Below are 22,038 nucleotides of genomic sequence, written 5' to 3' on the forward strand. Positions count from 1 at the left end.
ATTTTTCTTTTTTATTATATATTACTTCACAAAGGAACAAATACGTCCTCTGTGAAGCTTGTCCTATCAACCTGATAATACTAATAATATAATTGATTAAGCTGCTACTTTTGCTTTTGCAACTTCAACTAAAGCTTTAAATCCTTCTGGATCATTGATAGCCATTTCAGATAACATCTTTCTGTTTACCTGAACATCTGCTAATTTAAGACCATACATAAATTTGCTGTAAGAAAGACCATTCATTCTAGCTGCTGCATTAATACGAGCAATCCATAATTGTCTAAATTGTCTCTTTCTTTCTTTTCTACCAGCAAATGCTGTCGTTAGACCTCTCATTACAGACTGTTTTGCAACTCTGTATTGTTTGGATCTAGCACCTCTATAACCTTTAGCTAATTTTAATACTCTATTATGTTTCTTTTTAGCATTTAATCCGCCTTTAACTCTTGCCATTGTCTATGTCCCTCCTTTAAAACTTCTACTAATTATAGGTATGGTAATACTTTCTTCATTACCTTTTCGTTTGCTGAATCAACAGTTGTTGCTTTTCTAAGATTTCTCTTAGTTTTAGCAGATTTCTTTGTTAAAATATGTCTTCTATATGCTTTATTTCTTTTTAACTTTCCTGTTCCTGTTACTTTAAAGCGCTTAGCTGCAGCTCTTTTTGTTTTTAATTTTGGCATGTCTATTTCCTCCTTATATATAATCATCCATATTCGGATTCCTTCTCGAAACCCGTTCTCTATGTTAACGTTTTTCTCCTAAAAACATTATCATACTTCTACCTTCTAATTTAGCAGGCTTTTCAATCACTGCTACATCTTCCAATTTTGAATAGAAATCATCGAGAATCTGCTTGCTCATTCCCATATGTGCCATTTCACGACCACGGAAACGAAGTGCAACTTTTACCTTATCACCTTTTGTAAGGAATTTTCTTGCCTGATTTGCTTTTGTATTCAAGTCATTCACATCAATATTCGGTGATAAACGAATTTCCTTTACATCCGTTGTTTTCTGTTTCTTCTTTGCTTCTTTTTCTTTACGGGTCTGTTCGTATTTGTACTTACCGTAATCAATAATCTTACATACTGGTGGTTTTGCTGTTGGAGCAATCTTTACTAAATCAAGCTCTGCCTCTCTTGCTAATTTCATTGCATCTCTTGATGACATTACTCCAAGTTGTTCTCCGTCTTCTCCAATCACACGAACTTCTCTGTCACGAATCTGTTCGTTAATCATTAAATCGCTAATAGTAGTGCACCTCCATATATCTATGTCTTTACTTTCCCTGTTCTTTGCAAGTATTCTCTTTCCACACAAAAAAAGTGGATAGCAGCTCCTATCCACATGTCAAGATCAACCTTTATGGTTTGTTTGATTGCACCACAATTGTTTGATATTAACCCAAGTCATCTTAAAAAGCTTTCTTATAGCTTCGATGCTAAGGTGAGAGTGGATACTCTGCTTTGTTTTCTACTCACAACAACATCCAGTATATACTACATTTTACTAAATGTCAATTACTTTTCTTAATTTTTTTACCAAAAACATATGAAATAAATTCTCGATAAATTTTACATCTATTTTATATTTTTTTGTGCAGATTATTTTTTCGAAGCAACTCCAATATCTGACTAAAACAAGCTTCAACCGATGCTAGTGTGATAAGCATAACTATTTTATTTCCCTGATATAATATAAAGCTGACTTCCAGCACTATAAGTATACTTATATACCATCTTACCTTCTTTCGGTAACATACTTTTTCTTCTATATTTAATGTTCTGTTTTCTCCTTCTACCGGTGACAGAAACCAAAGAATTCCCCAGCATACACAGCTAATCATTGTCGATAATTTCCATGGAATTGTTATATATTTCACCATAACTAAGATAACTGTTAATGATAAACAAGACGCGAGAAGACAATTTAGATATCTTCTCGCATGAATTCCACCAGCATAAGAACGAAGTGGAATAAAAAACATAAAGAATAAAATACACTGCCAAAGCATTCCAATATAAATAGATAAAAAAATACTAATAACTGTATTTAAAATAACCTCTAATCCAACTTGGAATCCATAGCAGTAAACTTCTTTTTCCTCTTTATCCAAACAAGTTTTTTGAGCTATATAATATGTAAGCCACTTTGCCATTTTCTCCATAACATTTTCCTTAGCTTCTCTTATATTTTTCTAAAGCTTTTGGCATCTTAGGCTGGTGGAAAATATACATACAATTTCTTCTGGCTGCAATAACGGAAAATAATAATGCCATATTAGACAATGCAGTTACCGCAATTCCTTTCTTCATCAACTTATTCATTAATTTTTCCCTCATTTAATTTCCTCCTTATTCAATCTGATATCTAAATAACTATTCTGTTCAACAAAGCAAAAAATTGAACTGTCTTTATTATATCCAAAAACAATCCAATTCTTTTTATATGTAATATTTACGGATGTACAAGTAATTTTTCCTCTGGTACATACAACAAAATATTCAGTTCAAATACATGTTCATCATATTGATACATAAATTCTCCATTATACTTGCTAACTACCCTTTTCATAGATGGAATTCCTATACCATGATTTTTGTAATCTTTCTTTTCTGTTATAAGGCTTCCCTCTTTCGTTTCTTTGATTTCACCATTATAAGAATTGCGAATAGAAAGCATCAAAACATTTTTACGAAATAAGATTGATATTTTAATAAACCGTTCTTCTGTATTCACTACCTTATATACTGCCTCCATTGCATTATCTAAAGCATTTCCCAATATAATACATATGTCTCCATCTTCAAATGGAAGTTGATTAAAAACCTCTATTTGAAGTTCAAATGGTATCTCATTTTTTTGAGCAATTTCATATTTATAATTAATCAACGAATCAATTAATATATTTCCACTTTTACATATCTCATATTTGAAATACTCATCCATTTGCATAATCCGCTCTATATAATTCTGTAAACGATTGTACTTTTTCTGCTCAAGTAACTCATGCATATAAATAAAATGATTTTTCATATCATGACGAATAGCTCGAAAGCGAAGCATTGTTTCTTCTCTTTCTAAAGAATGTCTTTTATACAAAGTAAGTTGCTGTGAATACAGCAAATTTGCCCTTTTTACCTCTAAATCTTCTGCTAACTTATCGTATATTTTCAATAAAATCAAATTTGATATTAAAATCATAATACAAGAAATTATTGACATAATAATAGAAAAATAAGAAGCATTGTCTCTGTTTAATAAAAAAATAGTATGAATTATAAATATTCCATTCATTGGAACAGCAACTAAACCAACCCACTGTCTTAAAGATATATCATAATGCCTTTTCTTCCGAAAATATTTGGATAAAATTTTAATAAATAAAATCATGCAAAATTTAGAACAAATTGAACCAATTAACTCCATCTCTTTACAATCAATATCTAAAATTCGGAACCCAAATCCTATGATCAGTTCTACTGCCATCCAAAAAATACAAAGAAGTAAAGAAAAAATTAATTTTCTTTTTGACTTTCCCTCATACATGAAAAATGCTACAAAAGAAATACAAAAAAAGTTATAGATAAGATTTAGAAATGGAGTTCTGCCTACATATTTCCAAGTTATTTGTAATAAAAAATACATAAGCCAAATTCCACACTGCTTTAATTTACTTTGGCTCTTCCCCTCAAATACTATATGAAAAAAAGCTGCTACTATGTAAATACCTATTATTTCTAAAATCAGATTCATTATCATACTTTCTACTCCACAAGTTCTTCATTATTTAAAAGAATACAATATTGTCTACGTATTGCCTTCTGACGTTCTTCACTAATATACAATACTGTCCCGTCTGTTAAAATAACTTGTGTAAAAGAAAATGTTTGTATCCACATACAATTAACAAGATATGACTGATGAATTCTTAAAAATGGAACTTTCATTTTTTCTAATTCAGCTTCCACTTGATTTAATTTTCCATAAAATCGTTTTGTATTGTCTTTCAACACTACATAAATAATTCTACCTTTGCTCTCAAAATAACAAATATCTCCTATTTTTACCCGATTCATTTGTTTTCTAAAAGAAAATGTAAAATATAACATCTTTTGACTTATTTTATCAAGTGCTTTATAAAAATAATCCTCAAATAATGAAATATCAATTGGTTTACTGAGAAATCGAAACGGCTCTACCTCAAATAATTCCTTCCAATAGGTTTCATGGCTGGAAATGTAAATCAGTAATACCTGCTGGTCCTTTTTACGAACTTGTTTTGCCGTAGTAATTCCATCCTGCTTTGTCATTTCAATATCTAAATAAATTAAATCATAACTCTCTCCTCTGTCTATTGCACTTGCTAAAGTACTTCCATCAAAATAGATATCTACCTCAATTACCATACCTTTCTTTTTTGCAAGTTCCAATAATAATGTTTCTACTTTCGATGTAATAATACAATCATCATCACAAACAGCAATTTTAAACATAATTCCACCCTCTTATATTCTTCTCAACATACTCTTATCAATTTTGTCTTCATAATTCTACGCTGTTTTTTATAATAGCATTATTTTACAAAAATTTCAAGAATCAGGGTGTATTATTCCAATTGTCAAACTGTATTAGTAAAAACTATTGTAACTGAAATGCATATTTCCAATATCCGTTCCTATTTTTTCCTTCCCCGTCCAGCAAAGCAAGACAAGTCCCGATACAACCATCTAAAAAACCAATTGAATCATAATCTTTCAATTTTCCATTCTTATCATCAATCTCGACATTATAAAATCCATAAATATAATCTTTCTTATAAAATTCATAAATTTTTTTCTTTAACTGAATCTTCTCTCCTATAAAATATTCTTTTCCTATTAGTTCCTCTAATGACAATAGAATCTGATAAACTCCCGCATATCCATGGCAAAAAGTAGGTGAAAAAATTCCTCTTATATCTCCTATCGAATCCTTCAATATTTTTAAGGAACTCTCAATTAACTGTTTATCCTGCAACGCTTTGCCGGCACAAACGAGAGCATAACAGATTCCTGGGGTTCCATAACACCACGCATCTCTTCGAATCACATTTTTTTCAGAAACAACATGCTCCTTATATTCTTCAAAGCTTATTTGTCCTTTCCAGAAAACTCTATTTTTATCAAATGACTTAAATTCTAACAAAAAGTCTGCCATCCGTTTGATTGCTTCTTTCTGCCCTTCTATTTCTATTCCCTCAAGTATCATTTTAGAAAGAACAGTCATTGGCCCGGCAATTCCATGGGACAAACTTGTATTAAAGTTTCCATTTGGATAAATTTCACTTTCTATCTCACTAAACTGATACTTACTTGGTACATACCATCCCGGAACGTTTTCACCTTGAACTACAATTGTTCTGCTAAGCTCAAGTAACGCAGAAATCCCTTTTTCTATCCCTTTATAATACTCATCCTGTTTTTTATAAATTAATAAATAGTTTAAAATACCTGTGATTCCCTCAATTGCATCATAAAAGCTTATAAATGCTCCATGGTTAAATGTGATATTTTCAATATAGTAAAAAAAACGTTCTAATAAAAAATGATTTATATTAAACAGAAATTTTTTATAATTCTGAAATTTTTCAGACAAACTTACTGCAGCCAATCCGATACCTGCGACTCCGGAAAACATAGAAATAGATTGTATTCCCGTTTCACTTAAATTTAGAGCTACCTTTTCTAAATATTGATGTCCAATTTCATTCCAATTTTCTTTTGGAAATCGTTCATTTAACTCTGCATAAAGCATGCATAATCCCGGTATCCCATGACTTAATGTCATTTCTTCCCATGGTTTATATTGGATTCCATTTAATACTCTGATATTTTTCTCTTTTCCAAGTATGGATAATATTCGCTCATAATCTACTAGCTCCAATCCTATTTGTTTGACTATGTTTGTAATATCTAGTTGTCCTTGATTATCCCGATTCGAATTCACATTATTCCCCCCTTAGACATTCATAATTTTCTGATTCATATAACACTTCATATACCGGACAATTTTTCAATAACTCTTGATGAGTTCCTACGCCTACAATTTTTCCCTTGTCAAGTACAATAATTTTGTCTGCCATTTTAGCTGCATTAAGCCGGTGAGAAATAAATACACCTATCTTTTCATTAGACAGTTCAAAAAACTTTTCAAATACTTCCTTCTCAGCAACCGTATCTAGTGCCGCATTCGGCTCATCTAATATATAAACCGAAGCTTCTCGAAAATAAGCCCTGCACAATGCTATCTTCTGCCATTGTCCCTGAGATAATTGTCTTCCATTCTCAAACCAATTTCCTAATTGAATATCTAAATCATAGTCATTTCCCTGTTTTAAAAACTCCAGTTTTGTGTGTTCTAGAATCTGTTTTATTCTCGAATCATTTTCAATTTCTTTCAAATAACCAAATCCGATATTTTCTCTTAACGTCATTTCATACTTAACAAAATCCTGGAATAAAACAGACAGTTTTCCCTGATATTCTTCCAAATCAATGTTTTTAATTGAAACGCCATCCAGATAAATATTCCCTGAAGATATCTCATATAATCCTGCCAACACTTTTAACAGGGTACTCTTTCCTGAACCATTAGGACCAACTAAAGCAATCTTTTCCCCTTTTTTAATTGTAAGATTAATATCTTTTAATACATTTTCTTTTCCAGAATAAGAAAATGAAAGATTCTTGATTTCAATTTCTGTGATATCATCTGGTATTGATTTTGTTTTAACTGCCTTCTTTTTCTTTTCTTCCTCCTCCAAAAACTGAAATAACATATCCATATACAGAGTGCTATTATAAATAGCATAAATATTAGACATAACAGCTTGTGAATGACTCTGTACAAGCCCCACACTTCTAATGTAACTAACTACATTTCCAACCAGTATTTTTCCTATGTATGCCTGCATAATAGCCGTTCCGATAATAACAAAATTAATTGCCTGCATAACACATTCATAGATTACATGAAATATTGTTTTTAATCTTAAAATATTTTGATTCTGTTTGATAAAATGCTTACTGAGTTTCCAGTATTTTTCTAACAGATAAGGTTTTAAATGAAAAAGGCTGATTTCCTTAAATGAAAAATCATGTGTTAAAAGATAACTTAAATACCATGTTTTTCTTTCTTCCTTTGCACGATTCCACATCATTTCAAATTCCTGCTGCCCAATTTTTAAAAAATAAAAAAGTGATAAAATTGGAACAAGTAAAAGCAACCCCGACAGATATGGATTCCACACAAATAAAAAAACGGCAGAGGATACCATTGTCACAACTGAACTTACAGTTCCAAGTAATGCTGAAAAAATCTGATATGGCTTATATGCAATTTCACCTGTAATTTTCTCAATTTTGTCATAAACTTCCGGAGTTTCAAATTCCTTTAAAGACAAGCTGCTGCATTTTTCCATGACCATGTAATGCAAACGAAACTGAAGAATAAATTGAAATTTTCCTTCCATATATTCATACACCTGTGAAATTAACTCCCCTATCATTCCTATTGTCATATAAAGAATAAAAATCCAGATAACATATCTCATTCCCTTTTCTAATCCTGCTATCGAATTAATTAATTCCTGTGATAACAGTAAAGAAAGTAATGGAAAGATACCCGTTATAATACTAAGTATCAGAATTTCTGTTATTAATTTTTTATCAATTTTCCATATCAACTTCATAGTTTTCGGAATTTGTCTTAAAGATAATATGATATCTTTTATTTTTACTTTCTTATTTTTTTCCATCATGCTCCCTCTTTTTCATCTGATAACGTTTGGCATATATAATATGTTCTGCCATTACCATTACTTTTCTTTCCTTCTCCCTGTCTGTTCCAAATAGGCGATTACAATGCAAATGAAGTACACTTGCTACAATTTCTCCGATTTTTAGTTTACTTTTAACTTGTTCTTTTATATTTACCTGATAAGCATTTACCACTCCTTCTCTTAATGAGCATAATTCATATAATTGCTTCCCTTCTTCTGATTTTTTTAACCCCTCCCAATCATTTTCCAAATCATAAAATTGTAACAGCTCTTCTTTTTCTTTTCTAAATTCATCTAAATAGTCCGAGGAATGAAAATTGTCTTCTAAAAATTTTAGCTGTTCTTCAAATGTATCAAAAAACTGTTGTAAATACAGAAAAATAGAAAAAATCCCAACGCGCTCCATATCATAATTCAGTATTCCAAGCCGTTTGTAACGCAACAGACAGCTTACAATCTGACTGTCAGCAAAAAAGAGATGTTCGGCATTAGTAATCAACTTTCGTCCTCCATATCTCTCTATTTCTCTTTCATAAGAAGCAATTACCAAATCTGAAATAATATTTTTTCTTTTTAATTCTTTTGTCCACTCTAATACTTTTATGTAAAAACGAATCAGTTCTTCTGTCGCTCCATAGAATCGTACTCTGACATGAGGTTTTGGATCTGCATACCGCATAAAGAAACAATTGATGTTATAATCTTCTCTTATCTGCTCGTAAAAATCGTATAATTCAAAAGCAATTAATTCCTCTTCTCTGTCTTGTTTTGTATAAAGCTTTAAAAACAACCATTCATCAAATGGCTGCTTAATTCTCTCTTCATCTGTTATCATCTCCGCCTCTTCTAAATACGACTGATAAACCTTTTCTTTTTCGCGTTTCACAAATGGAACTACAATTTCAGAAACATAAGAATTTCCTTTTTCATCAACAAGAGGGTTAAATCCTTTTTCTACCTCTTCTAGCAATATATCTTCTGTATTTTTTTTCTTTAATTCTTCATATATTAAGTAAAAACTATATTCTTTTGCTAAATTTAAATAGAGTCTGTTATCTGATTCAGACAGATAGACATGTTCGGGGATTTGTTTTTTTATTATAAATTGCTTAAAATTCTTTTTAAATTCTTCATAAGATGTTTTATCATTCATTTCAATCTCGTTTCGATGAAGCTTCCATCTTGCAGTAGACAATACAATATTTCCAAATCGGATTTCCGGAATATATCGATTTTCTGCATAAATATAATTCCATGGGAAGTTTTCCCATTTCCTTTTTCCTTCCTGCGAAATTTCTTGTAAAAAACGCAACACATTAGGATATAACATTGGATTATACATATTGTTTGTCTCGAAAATTAAAAATTTTCCATTTTTTTTGTTTTTAGCATAAAATTTTTCATTGTATATTCCAATTACAATGTCTTGAAGACAAATATTATACTCTTTTGGCTTATTCGAATTTGTATACAAAGAAAGTTCTTTTTCTCTAAACGTAACCTCTCTTACCACATTTCCTGAGCGAATTGAATCTGGTAAAAAATTTAATTCACAAAGTTCAACCGTATCCTCTCTAAGTTCTTTTTCTTTCTCATAAATTGTTTCTAATACTCCTATAAAATCATTGGATAAATCACAAAATCTTCCAAACGTTTTTCCTGCAGTCGTCGCTCCAACGCTAGGTGCCAGATAAAGCTTCATTTCATCTTGATATTGCTTCACTATAAAATACAATTCAAGAGAAACTGGTACTTCACTGGTATCTACATGATAGTCGCAATATTTCTCTATTTCTTCCTCTGTTATTTCAATTGGACAATTATTTTCTAACGCTTCTACATATTTATCTAAAAAATAATGTTTCCACTCTTCCCTGTAATTCTTTTTTGTCTGAAATGTTTCATAAAAATCATTTGCAGGTTTTGTATAAGTTTCCGGTGCCCCTAATCCAATACCAGAGTCCAAAAGTTCTATAACAGGAACTTCCCTATTTACACCATACTTTTCCATAAACTTATTTCTATATTCGTCCATGTAAGTAAATGAGTCTTTCACCGGATTACTAATATAGATAAGCATACTGGCTAATTCATTTATTTCATTTGCTAATTTATGATGCAACTTAAAAGGCGACTCCTTTATCTCCATATCAATCTGCAAATAAGACGATGCAGATATAATTTCTTTCATAAAAGCAATTACTTCCAGGTACTTTTCCTCACCTTCACCAATTTTACATGTTTCATATTCTTCACATAACAGCTTTAGTTGTTGTAATTTTTCTTCTAATTCTTCTAATCCATTTGTCTGTTTCAGACGCTCCATAAAATCATCAAACTGATTTTTCACTGTAAAAGGTGGTCTGAGATTGGATATCAATATTTGTTTTTTTATCAATTCAGCTATGTAATTCTTTATCTTTTCTTCTTCCACATCAGGATATGCTTGTTTTACTTCCCAAATAATATCCTGGTATCTGACAAAATCTCCACAAAGTTCATAAACTATATGAAACACCTTCGTAGCCCGGACACTGATTTCCTCCACATCTTTTTGTGTACTATATAATAAAACGGCACGATTTCCTTTTATACAGCATGCCTCATTCCTGCGAAATAATAAAGCTTCTGGTTGATTTTCTTCTATTTTCGAAATAAGTAAAAATAACCACTCCAAATCAATCAGTACTTTCTTTTTAAACGCTTCTTTCACTAATTTAAGTTGATTTTCTTCACTAAACTTACCAATTGTAACTGCTGAAAATAAACCAAATGGTGTCGTTCTCGTTTTACTTCGAACCATATACTTTATCATAGAATTATAAAAATTCTTTTTCTTTTTCTCTGAAAGCTTAGAAGAATCTTTTAAATAAACATTCATCATATCATAAAGTGATTTGCTTGCCACCAGAATCTGCTCTCGAAAAACCGGATTTGTACAAGCACGTTTCATACTTTCTTCTGTATATTCAATATTTCCCTCAAATGGTTCCTTTGGCATTCGAACCATATAATTATTTACATGATTAAACAACTTTTTCATTTAGCTCTCCCTCTATCAAATATTTTATTAACTGCATAAGAACTAACATATCAATTAAAAATCAGAAATTAATCAAAAATAGGTAAGCAAACCTCTACTGATTCCCATGTAGTTCCATTTTGTATACACTGAATGCTTCCACCATGCATTTTTATCATTTTCTTTGCATAGCGAAAGCCAATTCCATAATGCTTCTTGCCTTCTCCCCTTTCTTTTCTATATTTGCAAACCATTTCTTCATTAGAAATCACTACAACATACTTATTTTCTTTCCTTTTGATTACCACTTTTATTTCTGTGCCTTCCCTCCCATGTTCAATCGCATTGTCAATAATATTAATAAATGCTCTTTGTATAAATGGCACATTTAGTTTTAACTTCCCTTTTATTTTATCTGCCTGACATACAATCTTTGCTCCTTTATTTTTTCCATAAAGAATTGCTTCTTTTAAAAGTTCATTACTATACTCATTACATTGTAAAAAACAGCAAGAATCCATAATAAATACTTCTGTTCTTGTAAATCGGATAAGCATATCAATATAAGACTCTATTTCTTTTCCTCCTTCCATAATTCTTTGAATATAATGGTTATTACTTTCACATTCAGCCTCCAAAAGTTCTGCATTTCCTTCTATAATTGTGAGAGGAATTTTAATATCATGAGCCAGCGCCGCAATCTGTTCATTCTTCTCATTCTCCATCTTCCATTGCTTTAGTAATGCATTACTTAAAACATCTCTCATCTGAAGCAATGCATTAAATATTTTATTAAACTCTTCTATCGCACTATTTTGCGATTTAAAATCTAAATTCTGGCTTTCAATTTCATTTATGATATAATTTAACTTTTTAAATTCTTCTGACCACTTTTTTATGAGTCTGGAAGTTATAATATAGATATAAATAATGTAACTAATAGCCATCAAAAAAATACTAATCACATCATAACTTGGAAGATATTTATCGTATCTTGTGCAAAATTTTGCTTTCATATTATATTTAACAATACAAATCTCATCATCACGTTCTATCATACAGTAGACACAATTACCTTTTATCCGGTGCTTCTTCTCTTCTAAAAGACTTTTTGAATATCGTGCCTCTTCTTCTGTCATCGTTCCATAAAACATTCCATCAGAAGAAATAACACCAAAACTTGCTCCTTCCGGAAGCATTTTGGCAGAAACTTTTTTTGCATTTTTTATTTTACTTATATTTTGTTCTAAAATATGTTCATTATAATTAGCAGGAATTACAATACCTGATACGACCAAAATATAAGTTGCAATTAACCATACTACACTAATAACAATGAAACCGATAATTAACTCATATAAATACCTTATCATCTGTTTTTTCATAGACGTTAATTTATATTCCATCGGTATCCAATCCCCCACATTGTTTTAATTGGTTCCAATTGAAATTCTTTGAATTTTTTACGAATTGAATAAACATACTCTGTAATCGTCCTAAATTGGGTATCAGAGTCCCAATCATACAATGCTTCATATAAATCTTCCTTTGAAAATACTTTTCCTTTATTCTGTACTAAAATTTTACAAATCTTATATTCTGTTTTAGTAAGCGGTATCCGTTCTTTTTCCATATAAATTTCATTTGATTCAAAGTCAAAAATGAGTGAATCAATAACAAGCCTTCTTTTTTCTAGCGACTTTTCCTTTTTTCTCAAGCAAACATTAACTCTGGCTAATAATTCTTTTATTCCAAATGGTTTCGTAATGTAATCATCTGCTCCTGACATTAATCCTTTCACTTTATCTTCTTCACCTGTTTTAGCTGAAACAAAAATAATAGGACATTCAACAACTCCTTCTAATTGTTCTATAATTTCATAGCCATCATGAAATGGAAGCATAATGTCTAAAATAATAAGATCAAACTTAGAAAATTCTAATGGTTCAATGTTTACAATGCATCTCTTTGTTTCTACGATGTACCCCTCCTTACTTAGCACTTCCTTCATCAGTTCTAAAATATTTTTATCATCGTCTACAATCAGTATTTTACTCATACTCTACTCCCTCCAGCTCAAACACTCCAACCTACTTGTCCAATTATAAAATAGAAACATCAAATTTTAAGGATAATGTATAAATTACTGAGTTAAATGAAATATTTTCGGATTTTTGATTTTTTTTTGATTTTTTACCTGTATAACTAAATTATCAAATGAAAGGAGGGGAATTCACATGAAGAATTTTAATGATTTCGATTTGGATGTCATCACATCTAGCAAAACTAAGGCGGCTCCAAAACCAAGAATCACCAGTAAATCTCTTTGCACACCTGGTTGTGTAACAGGAATTTTACAAACTTGTGCTATTCAGACAGCTACCTGTGGTTGCAGTATTACTGGTAAATAATTATTTTAATGTATTTTCTGTGCTTATTTAACAAACAAATCTAATAATAATGGGAGGATTTATTATGGCAAAATTTGATGATTTCGATTTAGATATGACAAAATTAAAAAATAAAGGAACAGCTCCAAAACCACGTATTACTAGTAAATCTCTTTGCACACCTGGTTGTGTAACAGGAATTTTACAAACTTGTGCAATCCAGACAGCTACTTGTGGATGCAGTATTACTGGTAAATAAATATACACCTTTCGGTGTAGTGTCTTTACATAGAGATTAGTCCAAATGTGGCTAATCTCTTTTTTATTAAAGAAAATTATTGTAATTTTTAATTTTTTAGATTATAATAAACTTATTTAACACCCTTGTGGGAAAATATGGATAACAATGTGACAGCAAAACTGTACTAAAAGGAGGAGGATTCTTTATGAAAAATGTATTGAAAAAAGCAATTTCAGGAATACTTGCATTGAGCATGGCAGCTGCCATGATGGTAAGTACTGCAATTCCGGCTCAGGCAGCAACCAAAAAAGTAATTCCGGTAAAGGTTTCTTATAACGGAAAGAATTGGGAAAATGATTCCAAGCTCTGGGCACATTCACAAAGCGACTGTGTAATTACACCAGGCGACAAAACTTATAAACTAACAAATACACTTTCTATAAACTATCAGGTATACATTCCAAAAACTGTATTGCAAAAAAACGGTTCTGCTATTGACCTCAATACATCCCTTAATGTAATGGATTCCACTAAAGATTGGAATTGGCTTGGAAGTATCGAGGGAAAATATTCAATCTCTGTTGTCAATGAAAAAGGTAAATATGGCATTTATGCATGGAACAACGAAACGGAAAAAATGGTTTCTGCAAAAGATACAGCAAAACTTGTAACATTAAAAAAAGATGGTGATTATGTTATCGCAACTGTAAAAAATGTAGCACTGAAAAGTGAAATGGAAACGGGAGATGGCAAGTCAAAGAAAATCGATACAAAAACTCCAAGACATTTAAATGCAACTGTTCGGTTATGTGGTGTAAACACAAAGGTAAAAGCTACTCTTTATATAGATAATGTTGTGGTAACTTCAGGGCAGAAAAAAATATTCTCCATAAATTGTTCTGACAAAAATATGCTTTACTTTTATTACATGAATGGTTCTAGTAAAGAGAAAGTCGTACAACCTGTTACTTATTCCAATACATTACTAAAGCTGACAAAAACTTCGGCAACAATTAAAACTGGTAAGACAGTTTCTATTAATGCCAAAGCTACCCCGGCAGAAAAAATCACATATAAATCATCCAATGAAAAGGTTGCTAAAGTATCCTCTAAGGGTATTGTAACTGGTGTAAACGCCGGTAAAGCTGCCATTACTGTAACTACAAATGGAGTAAGCAAGAACTTTTCAGTTACCGTCACAAAATAATTAAATTTTTATAGAACATATTTTAAAAATCCGGAAAGGTAAAAATTTACTTTTCCGGATTTTTCTTTTTTAGAAAATTCAAAAATCTTTATAAAATCTTTAAAATTAAAGGTTATCATATAAATACAACAGATAGAAAGGATTTAATATTATGAATACAATATTAGAAACAAAGCTTTTAACAAAACAATTTAAATCACAAACTGCAGTAAATCAAGTGTCTATCCATGTAAATGAACATTCTGTTTATGGCTTACTCGGTCCAAATGGTGCTGGTAAGTCTACTTTACTTAAAATGGTAACCGGTATTTTACATCCAACCTCTGGAGAAATTTTCTTTGATGGTCATAAATTTAGCCGTAATGATTTAAACAATATTGGTGCATTGATTGAAGCTCCTGCTCTTTACGAAAATCTGTCAGCTTACGAAAATCTTAAAGTCCGCACAGAATTATTGGGATTATCCGATGAACGGATTCGTGAAGTTTTAGAGATTGTAAATTTAAAAAATACCGGGAGCAAAAAGTCCGGGAATTTTTCAATGGGAATGAAGCAAAGACTTGGCATTGCCTTAGCCCTTCTTAACCATCCAAAATTACTTATTTTAGATGAACCAACAAATGGCTTAGATCCCATTGGAATTGAAGAATTAAGAGATTTAATTCGTTCTTTTCCTCAAAAAGGAATTACTGTCATCTTATCCAGTCATATTTTATCAGAAGTTTCTCTCATCGCAGACCATATTGGTATTATTTCCAATGGAGTACTTGGATATGAAGGTAAGATACAAAAAGGTGATGATTTGGAACATCTGTTCATGTCTGTAATCAGAGAACACAGAATGGGGGCATAACTATGAATTATATAAAATCCGAACATTTAAAATTAAAACATACATTTATGCGTAAATTAATATTGATTGCTCCTTTCACAACTGCAATTTTAGCATTACTGATCGGAGGAATCAGCTATTATCAGCCAATGACATTTTATTGGTGGTACGCATTTTTATTACCAGGCACAATTGCTCTTTTTTGTGCTATGTCCAATCAGAAGGAAGAACGTGCAACAAAATATTATTCTGTCTACTCGCAACCAATTAATTTAAAGCATTTTTGGTATGGAAAGATTATAACTCTTTCCGAATGTACAATAATTGCCGGCGTTGTCCTTGCATTACTGGTTAGCTCTATATCAATAATTTCACCGGCTACCGTTGTATTTTCTCCATTTAAAACCGTTATCGGCTCTTTGCTTATCACGTTCACCGCACTTTGGCAGATTCCTCTTTGTCTGTTTTTATCCAAAAAGACTCACGTCTTTTTCCCAGTCCTGCTAAATTCGGTTTTAGGAATTTTTATTCCGACTATTGTTGGTAATACATCAATATGGTGGCTGTTTCCACACTGTTATGGTGGCAAACTATCGGAACCATTCATGGGCATCGGTCTGAACGGTGTTTTTACAAACTCCGACAAATTTTCATTTTCAGCGATACCAATTACACTGATTCTTTCATTCATTCTCTTTTTGTTGTTTAGTTTACTCAGTGCAAAATGGTTTGAAAGACAGGAGGTAAAATAATGATACTTCTTCATTCTCTAAAAAGTGAATACACAAAAACCAAACACAGCTCTTACCTTTGGATACACCTTTTAATTCCTTTATTTGGTGCAATTCTATTTGTCTTATATTTTTCTTTATATGAAAGTACACCACTTTATAATAAGTGCAAGATGATATTGGAATTAACTGCAACTGTGTTTCCAATCCTGATTGGCATAGTTACTGCTGTTGTCACAAATATGGAAGAAAAAGCTTCTTATTTTTACAGACTTTTATCTTTTGAACACCGCCGAGGTATTTACCTTAGCAAGCTTTTACTGCTTTTCCTTTCAGGAACTTTTTCTGTTCTTTTACTTTTTGTATTATTTACCGGAGGTATAACTATTATAACTCCTATAGAATCCTTTCCATACTTTATATTGTTAAAATCTTTTTTAGCTCTGATTATTAGTGGACTTTTTTTCTATACCGTTCATTTGTTTATCAGTTTTAAATTCAGTATTGGTATTTCTATTTTTATAAGTATCGTAGAAGCTTTATTGACCATATTGTTTAGTAATGTTTCTCTTCCTGGAATATGGAAATTCATACCATTTTCATGGTCAGTAAAACTGTCGGAATTTGTTTTACAGGGAAAACAAAGTGAATTTTATTCTGGTCTTATCGCACTTATTATTATCACTGTAATCACAATTTTCATTACAACAACATGGTTTCAACAATGGGAGGGGAAAAAAAGTTATGAATAAGATTTTTTATACATCTGCATTACTTTTTCTTTGTCTTACATGTCTAAGTGGCTGTTCCTCTATAGAAAAGAAACTGGAGGAACAAAAATCTCAAAAAGAAAAAGCCGTTTTAAATGAAAAAGATTTATCCGAGTTCAACTATCAAAATAGCTCTTATACTATATTAAATCAAACAAAAGAGCAATCAGAACTTGGCTCCTGGGTGGGAATTATTCAAAAATATGTGCTGGTAAATAAAGATGGAAGTTTTTTAAATCAATATGATATTGATGGTTATGATTTATCAAATCTTGTAGAAGCTTCTGAAAACTCTGATCAAACCGGTTCTTATGTAATCACATATTACAATATTTATAAAACCAAAGAGAATTCCCCAAAAGAACTGATTTTAGACATCAATGATACCTACTACCTTGCTGTTCCAACCAAACAAATAACATCTTCTGATAAAGTTCTTTCTATTTCGTCACTCGCCAATGCAGCAGATGAAGCCGGTAATTACCATATTAATCAAAATAATTGTACCGAATTAATTTGTGGAGAAAAAACTTATAAAATCAGTGATACTGTAATGAACCATAGCGAAGTTGGTGACTACCTTGCTGTATTAAATGAACATTACACGTTTCTTGATTCAACTAAAAAACCTCTTACCCAAGAAGAATTAAAAAAAATAGAGATTACCCCTTCTGAAGCATCGAAACAAAAACGCATTAGCTGGACATATACCGGTGTATATAAAATCAAAGAAACCAGTATTTTCAAAGCGGTAGCCGTTAACATCAATGGAAAATACCATCGTGCTAATCTTATATCCGGCTGATTGTTATTTTTCAAAAGGTGGAATTCTCTATAATAATACGCTATAATAATAGTAAGAATATATTAGGGAGGAACCTTATTTTGGGAAAAATTTTAGTATTAGATGATGATGCTTCTATTTTAATGTTAATAAAAAATGCCCTTCAAAAAGATGGACATCTGGTCACAATCTATGATTCAGCAGAAAAAATTTCTTTAAATTCACTAGGTCAATATGATTTGCTTTTATTGGATATTATGATGCCAGGTACTGATGGTTTTACTTTTTGTAAAAAAATACGAACAATGGTAGACTGTCCTATACTTTTTTTAACTGCTAAAACACTGGAAGAAGATATTATGTATGGACTTTCTATTGGTGCAGATGATTATCTGACCAAGCCGTTTCGTATCGGTGAACTGCGTGCCCGTATTCAGGCCCATTTACGCCGTGAGCACAGAGAGCATCATAATGTCCTTTGTTTTGATCATATTAAATTTGATTTATCTGCCAAAATCCTTTTTGTTGATGATACCCCGGTTGCATTAACGAAAAGCGAATATGCAATCTGTGAATACCTTGCCCATCACCATGGGCAGGTACTTTCAAAGGAACAAATCTGTGAAGCAGTGTTTGGATTTGACAGTGAAAGTGACAATTCTACAATAGCCACTCACATAAAAAATATACGAATGAAATTTTCCGACTTATCGTTTCAACCAATTACAACAGTATGGGGGTGTGGTTATAGATGGACAGCATAAACCGTAATAAAACAACTTCTTTAAGAAATTCTTTTTTATATTTTTTAACTTCCGTTATCATAGGAATTTTCTTTGCAATAACGATTCCCTATATGCTGTTATCTCTTCTTACGAACATGGGTGTCGTTACTTTGGCAAATTATAGCGAAACCCAGGCAAAAGCGATTGCTCCTATCCTTTCTAATGTACCTGATATTACAACCGTTGAACTTCCTATGAATACAACTTATCTTCTAACCGACAAAAATTTTAAAATTATAGATTCGAATATGACGAAAGAAAGCCAAAAAAATGCGCTTCTCTTTGCAAAAGGCAGACAATACCAGTCAGAAAATAAAACTGCCTTTCTTCTTGTTACCCGTAAAAACGAATTTTGTATCTTAGAATATCATATTGAATCACTCTATACAAACTCATGGATGGAAAAACATGTACCACCTCCTGAAACATGTTGTATCATTCTTTTACTCTTTAATGTTTTATCTGTATGTATTCTGCTAGTAACAAGTTTTTCAAAAAAACTGAGAAAACAGTTAACTCCAATACTTGATGCAATTGAACAAATCAAACAGCAAAATTTAGACTTTACAATTGGAACTTCTAAAATAAAAGAATTTGAAGAAATTTTAGTATCCTTTAATAAAATGAAAGTAAGTTTAAAAGAATCTCTTTTAAAAGAGTGGAAAGCAAACCAAATACAAAGGGAACAAATTGCTTCTTTAGCACATGATATTAAGACACCTTTAACTGTGATACAGGGTAATACAGAGCTGCTGAAAGAGACACCTCTTACTGAAGAACAAACCATATATAGTAATTATATATTAAACAGTTCGATACAAATCGAAACATATATTAAAATTTTAATTGACATTTCTAAGGCTGCTTCCGGATATCAATTACAGCTTGAAGATTTTGTTATCACTGATTTTATAAATCAGCTAAAGCCTCAGATTTCTGCCCTGACTGCTCCAAAGCAGATAAATCTTAAATTGATTCAACAAGCGGAGCAATCCATATTAAAAATTGATTTCTTCCTTTTTCAACGTGCCATTCTGAATGTAATTTCAAATGCCGTTGATTTTACTCCGGAAAATGGAACTATTTTAATTGAAACTCAGACATTACAAAGTGCAGAAGAACATTTCTTAAAAATAAGCATCAGTGATAACGGACCGGGATTTTCCAAAGAAGCATTAGCACATGGTATAGAACAATTTTTCATGGGAGATACAAGCCGCAATTCCAAAACTCATTTTGGAATGGGGCTTTATATTACTGATTGCATTGTGAAACAACATAATGGTCAGATTAAACTAAAAAATTCAGAAACTTTAGGAGGGGGAAAAGTAGAAATTTTTCTTAAGGTATAAAAATGAATGACTATTTTTTTAAGAATTTTTCTTTTCTTAAAAAATCACCGACATTTTCACTTGTGACTTTAGAATAAGGAAGATAAACATATTTATTCTTTTTTAATTTTATGTCTTCCATTCCCTTTCCAGTAACAATTGCCAAAGCTAACTTTGCCATTGCTTCTGCCTGTCCTTCTTTATCGTTATAGACCGTTCCAGACAGTTTGGAATATACGACTGCTTTTAATCCCACATCAGTCCCATCAATTCCAAAAAAGACAGGGTAGGCAGACTCAGTAAAGTTTAACTTTTCATAAGCATCAATTGCCCCAAGCGCCATATCATCATTGTTAGCTAAAACAAGTTCAATTTTATTTTGGTATTGACCAATCATTTGCATCATTCGATTCTGTGCCTGCGCACGATTCCAATTTGCAATCCCATAACACAATTTTTCGAGCTTAATCCCCTTCTTTTTTAAAGTATCAATTGCAGTTTCCGTTCGAATAATTGCGTCTTGATGACCTAGTTCTCCTTCCAATACTACATATTGAATCTTCCCATCTTGATTGCGGTCTATTTTACTATTCTTCTGTATCGCATCAAAAGCTAATTCTCCCTGCATCATACCTGATTGCTTCGCATCTGCACCGACATAATAAAGTTTATCCCACTGCATCATATCTTCTGCTACTGGCTCCCTATTAAAGAAAATAATTGGCACATCATTTTCTCTTGCAAGGTCAATAATTTCAGATGTATCTGCCCTATCTACCAAATTCACACAAAGAACATCGTAATTTGCATGAATCAATTCTTTCACCTGATCATTCTGAGTTCTCTGGGAACCGGACGCATCTTTAACTGTTACCGTTACCTCAGGATTATCACTTTCACCCCCATTAAATTGCTCTTTAAAGCAGGTAAGCAGTTCATTTAGAAATGTATCACTTTGATTATAGTATGCTACTCCAATATGAATTTTATCTGGAGTATTCGCCCGTTTCGCTCCACATGCACACAGAAGCTGCATACTCAGACAAAAAATAATTCCTGCTGCCAAGATTTTTTTTATTTTCATTTATATACCTCTAATCTTCTTCCTATTTTTTAAAATCAATTCTACTGACTCATTGTGAAAAGAATTTCCTGATTTTCTTTTGAAAACAGCTCCTCTCTGCGAATAATATCGTAAGAAACCATTTTGCTCTGCATCTTATAAAAGTAGCATTTCAATCTTTTAGAAATCTCTGTAAGACTCTGATATCCTACGCTAAATTCATCTGGCACTAACAAACATTCCAAAATTCCTATATCCAAATAATGGATTGCTTCCGTAGAATTACCAATTCCATACACGAATGCTCCATGAAAATTATTCGAAGCAGCATATTCTCCAGCGGTTGTTAAACTGTCATCGTCCAAAGCAATCACAATATTCACCTTGGATTGATTTGCCAAAAAATTTTCTTTCTCTTTCCCTGAAAAGTCTGAAACAGACCAACCAACTCTGGCACCTGTCCTTTTTATGCCGTCTTTGAATCCCAGCTCCCGATTACGAGCCGCCTCAGAATGCTCCGATTTTGAAATAATTCCAAGCGTCTTTCCTTCTATATTTCCACTGTAATCTTTTAGCAGTTCTTCTGCCAAAGCAATTCCCATGGCATAATTATCTGCCTGTGTCACAGAAAAAACACAACTATCTTTATTTTCCTCTACATTATTTTCTACAAGCATAATCGGAATCTTCTTTTCCATTTTCTTTAGGAGCTTCTCTATACCAGGGGCAGAAACAGGCTGTACTATGATTGCATCAGCTCCATTATTAAGTTCGTTTTCTATTGTATTTTTTAGTTTTCCTGCCGTAAAATCACCTGCAGTACTAGAAAAAAACACTTCCACTCCCTGATCCTTTGCGGCCATTTTGATTCCATACTTGAGTGCAGACCATTGATTATCGTCAGAATTTTCAATAATTACAGAAATCTTATCAAAATCTTTTCCACTTCTTCCCCGAACCATAACAAAAGACAAGACAATAACCAGTGCCGCCAGAATTACTTCTATTAAAATAAATGATTTTTTACCGTTCTTCATCCTTACTTCCTCTGTAT

23 protein-coding genes are annotated in these 22,038 nt (G+C 31.7%); 9 read left to right on the top strand and 14 right to left on the bottom strand.

All coding sequences use genetic code 11. From position 1 onward, the window contains the following. Positions 1-96: 96 nt before the first annotated feature. The 12 genes from rplT to FYJ58_RS02330 all read right to left on the bottom strand — a co-directional run bounded on the left by rplT (position 97) and on the right by FYJ58_RS02330 (position 12,909). A complete protein-coding gene (gene rplT, locus FYJ58_RS02275; protein WP_154516653.1) occupies positions 97-456 on the bottom strand; it encodes a 50S ribosomal protein L20 in 360 nt (119 codons plus the stop codon). A 32-nt stretch (positions 457-488) separates the two neighbouring features. Next, positions 489-686: a 50S ribosomal protein L35 gene (gene rpmI, locus FYJ58_RS02280; protein ID WP_154516656.1), complete on the bottom strand. Its 198-nt coding sequence runs from the start codon at positions 684-686 to the stop codon at positions 489-491. Positions 687-750: 64 nt separating this feature from the next. Then, the gene (gene infC / locus FYJ58_RS02285) at positions 751-1,245 is read right to left on the bottom strand and encodes a translation initiation factor IF-3 (RefSeq protein ID WP_154516659.1); all 495 of its coding nucleotides are present in this window, start codon (positions 1,243-1,245) and stop codon (positions 751-753) included. A 346-nt stretch (positions 1,246-1,591) separates the two neighbouring features. Next, positions 1,592-2,173 carry an accessory gene regulator B family protein gene (locus FYJ58_RS02290; protein WP_154516662.1) on the bottom strand — a complete coding sequence of 194 codons (582 nt, stop codon included), beginning with the start codon at positions 2,171-2,173 and terminating at the stop codon, positions 1,592-1,594. A gap of 10 nt (positions 2,174-2,183) precedes the next feature. Continuing rightward, the gene (locus FYJ58_RS02295; protein ID WP_235912530.1) at positions 2,184-2,348 is read right to left on the bottom strand and encodes a cyclic lactone autoinducer peptide; all 165 of its coding nucleotides are present in this window, start codon (positions 2,346-2,348) and stop codon (positions 2,184-2,186) included. A gap of 115 nt (positions 2,349-2,463) precedes the next feature. After that, positions 2,464-3,768, bottom strand: a complete 1,305-nt coding sequence (locus FYJ58_RS02300; protein ID WP_154516665.1) for an ATP-binding protein — start codon at positions 3,766-3,768, stop codon at positions 2,464-2,466. Positions 3,769-3,773: 5 nt separating this feature from the next. Then, positions 3,774-4,502, bottom strand: coding sequence for a LytR/AlgR family response regulator transcription factor (locus FYJ58_RS02305; RefSeq protein ID WP_154516668.1), 729 nt, complete (start codon positions 4,500-4,502; stop codon positions 3,774-3,776). Positions 4,503-4,647: 145 nt separating this feature from the next. Continuing rightward, positions 4,648-5,994 carry a lanthionine synthetase C family protein gene (locus FYJ58_RS02310; RefSeq protein WP_154516671.1) on the bottom strand — a complete coding sequence of 449 codons (1,347 nt, stop codon included), beginning with the start codon at positions 5,992-5,994 and terminating at the stop codon, positions 4,648-4,650. A 1-nt stretch (position 5,995) separates the two neighbouring features. After that, positions 5,996-7,807 carry an ABC transporter ATP-binding protein gene (locus tag FYJ58_RS02315; protein WP_235912531.1) on the bottom strand — a complete coding sequence of 604 codons (1,812 nt, stop codon included), beginning with the start codon at positions 7,805-7,807 and terminating at the stop codon, positions 5,996-5,998. Continuing rightward, on the bottom strand, positions 7,791-10,871 hold the full coding sequence (locus FYJ58_RS02320; RefSeq protein WP_154516674.1) for a lantibiotic dehydratase: 3,081 nt from the start codon (positions 10,869-10,871) through the stop codon (positions 7,791-7,793). Before FYJ58_RS02320 ends, FYJ58_RS02315 begins: the two co-directional genes overlap by 17 nt. Positions 10,872-10,939: 68 nt before the next feature. After that, positions 10,940-12,256 (bottom strand): sensor histidine kinase, encoded by a 1,317-nt coding sequence (locus tag FYJ58_RS02325; RefSeq protein ID WP_154516677.1) that lies wholly within the window; start codon positions 12,254-12,256, stop codon positions 10,940-10,942. Beyond that, positions 12,241-12,909, bottom strand: a complete 669-nt coding sequence (locus FYJ58_RS02330; RefSeq protein ID WP_154516680.1) for a response regulator transcription factor — start codon at positions 12,907-12,909, stop codon at positions 12,241-12,243. The genes FYJ58_RS02325 and FYJ58_RS02330 overlap by 16 nt, the downstream gene beginning before the upstream one ends. A gap of 178 nt (positions 12,910-13,087) precedes the next feature. On the opposite strand from FYJ58_RS02330, the gene FYJ58_RS02335 reads away from it, so the two are divergent. From FYJ58_RS02335 to FYJ58_RS02375, 9 genes are all read left to right on the top strand, one after another. Continuing rightward, complete coding sequence (locus FYJ58_RS02335) at positions 13,088-13,261, top strand: gallidermin/nisin family lantibiotic (protein WP_154516683.1); 174 nt, start codon at positions 13,088-13,090, stop codon at positions 13,259-13,261. Positions 13,262-13,325: 64 nt separating this feature from the next. Continuing rightward, positions 13,326-13,499, top strand: coding sequence for a gallidermin/nisin family lantibiotic (locus FYJ58_RS02340; RefSeq protein WP_154516686.1), 174 nt, complete (start codon positions 13,326-13,328; stop codon positions 13,497-13,499). Positions 13,500-13,686: 187 nt separating this feature from the next. After that, positions 13,687-14,688, top strand: coding sequence for an Ig-like domain-containing protein (locus tag FYJ58_RS02345; RefSeq protein WP_154516688.1), 1,002 nt, complete (start codon positions 13,687-13,689; stop codon positions 14,686-14,688). Between the two features lie 151 nt (positions 14,689-14,839). Continuing rightward, positions 14,840-15,541, top strand: a complete 702-nt coding sequence (locus tag FYJ58_RS02350; protein ID WP_154516691.1) for a lantibiotic protection ABC transporter ATP-binding protein — start codon at positions 14,840-14,842, stop codon at positions 15,539-15,541. Positions 15,542-15,543: 2 nt separating this feature from the next. Further along, positions 15,544-16,272: a lantibiotic immunity ABC transporter MutE/EpiE family permease subunit gene (locus FYJ58_RS02355; protein ID WP_154516694.1), complete on the top strand. Its 729-nt coding sequence runs from the start codon at positions 15,544-15,546 to the stop codon at positions 16,270-16,272. Then, positions 16,272-17,003, top strand: a complete 732-nt coding sequence (locus FYJ58_RS02360; RefSeq protein ID WP_154516697.1) for a lantibiotic immunity ABC transporter MutG family permease subunit — start codon at positions 16,272-16,274, stop codon at positions 17,001-17,003. Before FYJ58_RS02355 ends, FYJ58_RS02360 begins: the two co-directional genes overlap by 1 nt. Then, entirely contained in the window at positions 16,996-17,826 is an 831-nt protein-coding gene (locus tag FYJ58_RS02365; RefSeq protein WP_154516700.1) for a NisI/SpaI family lantibiotic immunity lipoprotein, read from the top strand. Before FYJ58_RS02360 ends, FYJ58_RS02365 begins: the two co-directional genes overlap by 8 nt. 80 nt (positions 17,827-17,906) lie before the next feature. Next, positions 17,907-18,569: a response regulator transcription factor gene (locus FYJ58_RS02370; RefSeq protein ID WP_154516703.1), complete on the top strand. Its 663-nt coding sequence runs from the start codon at positions 17,907-17,909 to the stop codon at positions 18,567-18,569. Beyond that, on the top strand, positions 18,557-19,942 hold the full coding sequence (locus FYJ58_RS02375; protein ID WP_154516705.1) for a sensor histidine kinase: 1,386 nt from the start codon (positions 18,557-18,559) through the stop codon (positions 19,940-19,942). The genes FYJ58_RS02370 and FYJ58_RS02375 overlap by 13 nt, the downstream gene beginning before the upstream one ends. A gap of 10 nt (positions 19,943-19,952) precedes the next feature. Here FYJ58_RS02375 and FYJ58_RS02380 read toward each other — a convergent pair whose 3' ends face one another. Beyond that, positions 19,953-21,005, bottom strand: a complete 1,053-nt coding sequence (locus FYJ58_RS02380; RefSeq protein WP_154516708.1) for a galactose ABC transporter substrate-binding protein — start codon at positions 21,003-21,005, stop codon at positions 19,953-19,955. 41 nt (positions 21,006-21,046) lie between these two features. Continuing rightward, a complete protein-coding gene (locus FYJ58_RS02385) occupies positions 21,047-22,021 on the bottom strand; it encodes a sugar ABC transporter substrate-binding protein (protein ID WP_154516711.1) in 975 nt (324 codons plus the stop codon). Between the last annotated feature and the right edge of the window lie 17 nt (positions 22,022-22,038).

Origin of the sequence: Velocimicrobium porci, assembly GCF_009696045.1 — a bacterium.
Classification (GTDB): domain Bacteria; phylum Bacillota; class Clostridia; order Lachnospirales; family Lachnospiraceae; genus Velocimicrobium; species Velocimicrobium porci.

Bases quoted from the DNA above. Each gene is read 5' to 3' on its own strand.
- FYJ58_RS02320 (WP_154516674.1), bottom strand. From the start codon at position 10,871: ATGAAAAAGTTGTTTAATCATGTAAATAATTATATGGTTCGAATGCCA.
- rplT (WP_154516653.1), bottom strand. From the start codon at position 456: ATGGCAAGAGTTAAAGGCGGATTAAATGCTAAAAAGAAACATAATAGA.
- FYJ58_RS02330 (WP_154516680.1), bottom strand. From the start codon at position 12,909: ATGAGTAAAATACTGATTGTAGACGATGATAAAAATATTTTAGAACTG.
- FYJ58_RS02355 (WP_154516694.1), top strand. From the start codon at position 15,544: ATGAATTATATAAAATCCGAACATTTAAAATTAAAACATACATTTATG.
- FYJ58_RS02300 (WP_154516665.1), bottom strand. From the start codon at position 3,768: ATGATAATGAATCTGATTTTAGAAATAATAGGTATTTACATAGTAGCA.
- FYJ58_RS02360 (WP_154516697.1), top strand. From the start codon at position 16,272: ATGATACTTCTTCATTCTCTAAAAAGTGAATACACAAAAACCAAACAC.
- FYJ58_RS02315 (WP_235912531.1), bottom strand. From the start codon at position 7,807: ATGATGGAAAAAAATAAGAAAGTAAAAATAAAAGATATCATATTATCT.
- FYJ58_RS02290 (WP_154516662.1), bottom strand. From the start codon at position 2,173: ATGGAGAAAATGGCAAAGTGGCTTACATATTATATAGCTCAAAAAACT.
- rpmI (WP_154516656.1), bottom strand. From the start codon at position 686: ATGCCAAAATTAAAAACAAAAAGAGCTGCAGCTAAGCGCTTTAAAGTA.
- infC (WP_154516659.1), bottom strand. From the start codon at position 1,245: ATGATTAACGAACAGATTCGTGACAGAGAAGTTCGTGTGATTGGAGAA.
- FYJ58_RS02365 (WP_154516700.1), top strand. From the start codon at position 16,996: ATGAATAAGATTTTTTATACATCTGCATTACTTTTTCTTTGTCTTACA.
- FYJ58_RS02375 (WP_154516705.1), top strand. From the start codon at position 18,557: ATGGACAGCATAAACCGTAATAAAACAACTTCTTTAAGAAATTCTTTT.
- FYJ58_RS02295 (WP_235912530.1), bottom strand. From the start codon at position 2,348: ATGAGGGAAAAATTAATGAATAAGTTGATGAAGAAAGGAATTGCGGTA.
- FYJ58_RS02385 (WP_154516711.1), bottom strand. From the start codon at position 22,021: ATGAAGAACGGTAAAAAATCATTTATTTTAATAGAAGTAATTCTGGCG.
- FYJ58_RS02340 (WP_154516686.1), top strand. From the start codon at position 13,326: ATGGCAAAATTTGATGATTTCGATTTAGATATGACAAAATTAAAAAAT.
- FYJ58_RS02345 (WP_154516688.1), top strand. From the start codon at position 13,687: ATGAAAAATGTATTGAAAAAAGCAATTTCAGGAATACTTGCATTGAGC.
- FYJ58_RS02380 (WP_154516708.1), bottom strand. From the start codon at position 21,005: ATGAAAATAAAAAAAATCTTGGCAGCAGGAATTATTTTTTGTCTGAGT.
- FYJ58_RS02335 (WP_154516683.1), top strand. From the start codon at position 13,088: ATGAAGAATTTTAATGATTTCGATTTGGATGTCATCACATCTAGCAAA.
- FYJ58_RS02350 (WP_154516691.1), top strand. From the start codon at position 14,840: ATGAATACAATATTAGAAACAAAGCTTTTAACAAAACAATTTAAATCA.
- FYJ58_RS02325 (WP_154516677.1), bottom strand. From the start codon at position 12,256: ATGGAATATAAATTAACGTCTATGAAAAAACAGATGATAAGGTATTTA.
- FYJ58_RS02305 (WP_154516668.1), bottom strand. From the start codon at position 4,502: ATGTTTAAAATTGCTGTTTGTGATGATGATTGTATTATTACATCGAAA.